This is a genomic window from uncultured Clostridium sp. (assembly GCF_937920395.1).
In the GTDB taxonomy this organism is placed as follows: domain Bacteria; phylum Bacillota; class Clostridia; order Clostridiales; family Clostridiaceae; genus Clostridium_AD.
In genome coordinates this window covers 1-5,975 of record NZ_CALEVF010000333.1, presented here as the reverse complement: position 1 = coordinate 5,975, position 5,975 = coordinate 1, and the positions used below count along the sequence as shown (strand labels likewise).

The window sequence follows — 5,975 nt, the reverse complement described above, 5'->3', positions numbered from 1 at the left end:
TCTTTCCCTACACGACGCTCTTCCGATCTTAGGGGTACCCCCTCCAAAATATACACATTCAATGTTAAGCTTCTTTACGCGTACATAATTACCCATTTCTGTAATTTCATAATATAATGCCTCAAGGTAAGGCATAACAATATTTTTACATTTACTAATAGGATTAGAAGTAAAAGAACAGTATATACACCTAGTAGGACAAAATGGCATATCAATATAAATACTTATATTATTCTTTTTCTTATTAACAATACTTTGCTCGAACTTTGCAACATCAATACAAAGACGTGCTTTATCTTCTCTTGTAACATGTTTTTCTTTAAATTCTGAGATTATTTTATCGTCCGTTACTCCCTTTTCAAGCAAATCAAGAGCCTTTTTAGAAGGTCTAATCCCTATTATTGTACCCCAAGGAAATTCCTGAGATGTTATTTTTGAAAAATATAAAAAAACGGCTTTTTTAACTTCATCTTTAATTTTATATGAATTATTAACCATATATTCAAAATTCTCAGGCTCACCTTGTATATCTACTATAGTTTCCCCTACATTAATATTAAAATCATAATCTTCTTCTACGAATTTAATATCGGGAAAAAAGTAAAATAAATTTATTATTTGAAATACATCATAATTAAATTGTTTGTCACTTAATTTTACTCTTATCATCTTAACTCCTTAATAAACATAGCATATAAAATTATAATGTATTATACACCATATTATTCCTGTAAAAATGGATTGTTTAATTTCTCTTTATTTATTGTGCTAATCGGACCATGACCTGGATACACTATTGTATCACCTTGAATACATAAAAGCTTAGTTTTAATACTATTAATTATAGCATTAAAGTCCCCCCCTGCAAAATCTGTTCTTCCAATAGATCCTGCAAAAAGTGTATCTCCAGTAAAAGCACACTTTTCTGTTAAAAAGCTCATACCACCAGGTGTATGACCAGGAGTATCTAGACAAGTAATTTGAATATTTGAAACTTTTATTATATCCCCATCATTTAAAAATTTATCTGCACCACCTTTGATAAGAGGACCAAATAAATATTCTCCTTTAGTTATTAAATCATCATCCTTTTTGCTTATACAAACTATTGCATTTGTTATCGCTTTAATTTCGCAAACACCCGATGTATGATCTACATGACCATGAGTTAAAAGTATATACTTAACTTTGGCGCCCATATTGTTTATTACTTTAACAATATCATTAGCATCACCACCTGGATCAATTACTATTGCTTCTTTTGTTTTATCATCCATTAATATATAACAATTTGCTCCATATATTCCCGCTATTATTTTTTTAATTTGCATTCTTACCCTCCTAGAAATCTTTCTTACTTTCTAAAAGTAAAGTTACTGGACCATCATTTTGTATATAAACCTGCATATCTGCCCCAAAAATTCCAGTTTTAACTTCACCTAAGACTTCTGTACATTGTTTTACAAACTCTAAATATAGTTTTTCTGATTGCTCGCCACCAAGAGCTCTCATAAAACTAGGTTTTCTACCTTTTCTACAGTCTCCATATAATGTAAATTGTGAGACTATAAGAAGTTCTCCCCCAACATCTATTAGAGATTTGTTCATTTTACCATCTTCATCGAAGATTCTAAGGTTTAAAATTTTATCCTTTAGGTACAATATATCTTCTACCGTATCTCCATCGCATATTCCAAGCAAAACATTTAAGCCAAACCCTATTTGACCTACTACTTTACCACTCACTTCAACCCTTGATGAATTAACTCTTTGAACTACAGCTCTCATAAATACATCTCCTAAATCAAGTAAAACAGTTTTTAATTTTTAATTCTATAAACTTCTAATACACCAGATAATTTAGCAATTTTCTTTTGTAACTCTTTCAAATTATCTATACCTGCAACTTTTAACTTTATATTTATTAAAGCAACATTGTTCTTTAAAGTTTTTGCGTTTATTGAATAAAGTTGAGTTTTAGTTAATGTTATTATCTCCATGATACTAGATAATAGACCATATTTATCATCTGCTTTAATTTGGATTTCAGTGATATAACCTTTTCCCTCAGATACTCCCCAACTTACTTCAACCATCTTATTTGCTTCATTTTTTATTAGTGATTTAGCATTTTTACAATCACGTCTATGAACAGAAACTCCACGACCCATTGTTATATAACCTATTATTTCGTCTCCCGGAACTGGATTACAACATTTAGCGAAACGTACAAGTAGATTTCCTTCACCTTTAACTATTAGTCCTGAATAATCCAATTTCTTTTTAGCATCTTTGTTTGTTGACTTTGTTATTGTTTGTTCAATATCCTCAACTGTCATATCTTCTTGTTTATTTTTATTTTCATAAACCTCTTTTAATCTATTTACTATAGTTGAAGGCATAATATCTCCAACTCCAACGTACGCAAACAAATCATCTAAACTTCTAAAATTATATTTTTTATATATTTTTTCTATTGCTTCACCCTTAGCAATAACTGCAAAATTATATTCTTGTCTTTTGGATTCTCTCTCTAATAATTCTTTACCTTTTTCAATACTTTCTTCTCTTTTGGACTTTTTAAACCAAGCCTTAATTTTACTCTTAGCTTGATTACTTTTTGTAATATTTAGCCAATCTATATTAGGTCCCTTGGCCGTAGGTGAAGTTATGACTTCAACTATTTCTCCAGTTTTTAAATGATATTCTAGTGGCACCATTCTTCCATTTACTTTTGCCCCCATGCATTTATTACCAATATCTGTATGGATCCTATATGCAAAATCAATTGGAGTTGCATCTAATGGCAAGTTAATAACCTCGCCTTTTGGTGTAAATACAAAAACTTCATCTGAGAATAAATCAATTTTAAATCCTTCCATAAATTCTTCTGCATCAAAAGTTTCTCCTTGCCACTCAAGAATATCCTTTAGCCATGAAAGTTTAGAATCAAGATTTTTATCATCACTTTGATCTGTACCCTCTTTATATTTCCAATGAGCTGCAATACCATACTCCGCAGTTTTGTGCATCTCATATGTTCTAATTTGTATTTCAAAAGGTTTCCCATGTGGTCCTATTACTGTTGAATGAAGTGACTGATACATGTTCGGTTTTGGCATAGCAATATAATCTTTAAATCTTCCTGGAATTGGTTTATAAACCGTATGTACTATACCTAAAGCTGCATAACAATTACCAATATCCTTAACTAAAATTCTAACCGCAGTCAAATCAAAAACTTGATCTATAGTTTTATTTTGAGTGACCATTTTTCTATAAATGCTATAAAAATGTTTTGGTCTTCCATCAAGATCAGCTTCTATTCCAACAATATTTAAATTATATTTTAATTCTTTCATTATATTGTTAATATTTTCTTCACGCTCAACTCTTTTTTCCGCAATTTTTCTTACTAGATTATAGTACTCATTCGGGTTTAAATACCTAAGTGATAAATCCTCAAGTTCCCATTTTATTTTTGACATTCCAAGTCTATGTGCTAGTGGAGCATAGATATCTAAAGTTTCTTTTGCCTTTTGTTTTTGCTTTGCAATTGGCATGTACTTAAGAGTTCTCATATTATGAAGTCTATCTGCAAGCTTAATAAGAATAACTCTAATATCTTTTGCCATAGCAAGTAACATTTTACGAACATTATCAGCTTGTTCCTCTTCCTTAGTCTTATACTTTATGAGACCAAGCTTAGTCACGCCTTCCACCAAGTTTGCTACTTCTATATTAAATTCCATACTTACATCTTCAAAAGTATATACTGTATCTTCAATTACATCATGAAGTAAGCCCGCAACAATTGTACTAGTATCAAGCCCCATTTCTGCTAAAATACATGCTACTTCTAATGGATGAACTATATATGGTTCACCAGACTCTCTCTTTTGCTCCTTATGTGCAGCATAAGAAAAATTAAAGGCTTTAATAATAAGTTCTTTGTCTACATTCTTACAATTATTTTCAATCTTAGATAATAATTTTTCTAACATGCTTATACACTCCTAAAATCAAAGGCTGGTTAAATAACCAGCCAATACTTTTTACTAATATTATATAATAATTTGTAGAATTATGCAATTTAAATTTATCCACTAAATAAATCAGATCAAATCATCTCCTGCGGAGCTGCAATATTAACGACTTCAGAAGAATATTTATACTACCAATGAAGTTTTCTATTTATTAGGGCATATAACACCCACTAATAGAAGTTGGAGACTCTTCTGAAATGTAGTTAAATGTTATATTTCACAAGAGACATTATGTCATAATCCTTAAGTTTCTCTTTTCCATTAAGATCTGTAAGTTCTATTACAAAATTTAAAGAAATAACATTTCCACCCATTTGTTCTATAAGTTTTGTTACCGCTGCAACAGTACCACCAGTAGCAAGCAAATCATCTACAATAGCTACTCTTTGTCCAGGCTTTATTGCATCTTTATGTATTTCAAGTTTATCAGTTCCGTATTCCAGTTCATACTCAATTTGAAGTGTTTCATAAGGTAACTTGCCAGGTTTTCTAACTGGTACAAATCCTGCTCCAAGTGCATAAGCTACAGGTACACCAAATAAAAAGCCTCTCGCCTCTGGTCCTACTATAACATCCACTTTCTTATCTTTTAAATATTTGGCAATTGCATCTATTGTCTGCCTAAGAACCTCTCCATCTTGCAAAATGGTAGTTATATCTTTAAAACTAATACCTTTTTTTGGAAAGTCATCTATTACTCTAATACTATTTTTCAAATCCATTGTTATCCCCCTAAATTAAATCATTTATACAAATAAGTTAACACTTCATTATTTTAACTCTTGCCATACACTAAACATTATATACTATTTTTAAGTTCCATATCTAAATATTTTGATATTTGTAGTGCCCTATTTTTGTCTGTTGTTATAAATAACTCAACAACAATTTTAGCATTATCCATTCTTCCAACTGGATTAATTGTTGGTTTTACTGTCGATGCTAATTTAAAAACTGTTTCTTCATTAATAATATTAATATTATGTATTTTTATCAATGCACAAATTCCATAATTAGTTGTACAATTTAATTGTTTTATACCTTCTTCAGCTATTATTTTATTTTCACTTTCAAGCTTTTTCTTGCTATATATAGTGCCTATCATTACCAAATCCATATATTTGTTTACGGATTTCATTTTATAGTAAGCTGAAATTGCTTGAGCTAGTTTAAATGTCATCCCACAGGTGGATAACTCCTTAAATGGATAATTACATCCCTTTTGCTTTGGATTAACAACTATAGTCTGTGGGACATGTTTAAGTGGTTTGTGAAAATCAGTTATTATAACATCTATCCCAATACTTTTACACAGTTCAACTTCACTAATTGAATTAGTACCACACCCTAATGTTATTATAAGTCCCGGTCCTAAATATTTTATATGTCCTGTAATATCTTTTTCAACTAAATCACGATTTTCATTAAGTTCACCTGGTATAAAATACTCAACATCAGCGTTTACAAACTTTAGAACTAACATTAATAAGGATATTGCAGTAATACTATCCACATCATAAAACCCATATAAAACAATTTTTTCTCTATGATTTATTGCTTTTATAATCCTATTTAATGCATCCTTCATTCCCTTTAATAAAAATGGATTATACATGTTGTATTCTATAAAATCATTATTATTTTTTTGCATGTTTTTAAAAAAATCCACCCTAAAAACTCCTCAATATTAATAAAAAATATATTAATTATTGTTTTCTATTATGTAAAATAAAAAAAACAAAGAAGTAATTAATACATCCTACTTCTCTGTCCTTTATTTAAAATTGTTTAACCCATATTACTGTTTACCTTATTAAACTCTAGCTTTCTTACCTCTTTTTTTAAGAAGTACCCACATAGGGCTTGCTATAAAAATTGAAGAATAACATCCAACTCCTATACCAAAAATTAATGGGAAACTAAGATCTC

General features: G+C 29.7%; 5 protein-coding genes and 1 pseudogene. All 6 read right to left on the bottom strand.

The window, feature by feature from the left end:
* Positions 1-722: 722 nt before the first annotated feature.
* Complete coding sequence (locus tag Q0649_RS20305; protein ID WP_298846138.1) at positions 723-1,331, bottom strand: MBL fold metallo-hydrolase; 609 nt, start codon at positions 1,329-1,331, stop codon at positions 723-725.
* Between the two features lie 10 nt (positions 1,332-1,341).
* On the bottom strand, positions 1,342-1,788 hold the full coding sequence (dtd, locus tag Q0649_RS20300) for a D-aminoacyl-tRNA deacylase (protein ID WP_298846136.1): 447 nt from the start codon (positions 1,786-1,788) through the stop codon (positions 1,342-1,344).
* 32 nt (positions 1,789-1,820) lie between these two features.
* The gene (locus Q0649_RS20295) at positions 1,821-4,004 is read right to left on the bottom strand and encodes a bifunctional (p)ppGpp synthetase/guanosine-3',5'-bis(diphosphate) 3'-pyrophosphohydrolase (RefSeq protein WP_298846133.1); all 2,184 of its coding nucleotides are present in this window, start codon (positions 4,002-4,004) and stop codon (positions 1,821-1,823) included.
* A gap of 245 nt (positions 4,005-4,249) precedes the next feature.
* Positions 4,250-4,768 (bottom strand): adenine phosphoribosyltransferase, encoded by a 519-nt coding sequence (locus Q0649_RS20290; protein ID WP_298846130.1) that lies wholly within the window; start codon positions 4,766-4,768, stop codon positions 4,250-4,252.
* 77 nt (positions 4,769-4,845) lie between these two features.
* A complete protein-coding gene (locus tag Q0649_RS20285; RefSeq protein WP_298846141.1) occupies positions 4,846-5,697 on the bottom strand; it encodes a DHH family phosphoesterase in 852 nt (283 codons plus the stop codon).
* A gap of 162 nt (positions 5,698-5,859) precedes the next feature.
* A pseudogene (locus tag Q0649_RS20280) lies at positions 5,860-5,975 on the bottom strand (protein translocase subunit SecF); the annotation flags it as partial.

Coding starts and splice junctions, on each gene's coding strand:
- Q0649_RS20305 (WP_298846138.1), bottom strand. CDS start 1,331: ATGCAAATTAAAAAAATAATAGCGGGAATATATGGAGCAAATTGTTAT.
- dtd (WP_298846136.1), bottom strand. CDS start 1,788: ATGAGAGCTGTAGTTCAAAGAGTTAATTCATCAAGGGTTGAAGTGAGT.
- Q0649_RS20295 (WP_298846133.1), bottom strand. CDS start 4,004: ATGTTAGAAAAATTATTATCTAAGATTGAAAATAATTGTAAGAATGTA.
- Q0649_RS20290 (WP_298846130.1), bottom strand. CDS start 4,768: ATGGATTTGAAAAATAGTATTAGAGTAATAGATGACTTTCCAAAAAAA.
- Q0649_RS20285 (WP_298846141.1), bottom strand. CDS start 5,697: ATGCAAAAAAATAATAATGATTTTATAGAATACAACATGTATAATCCA.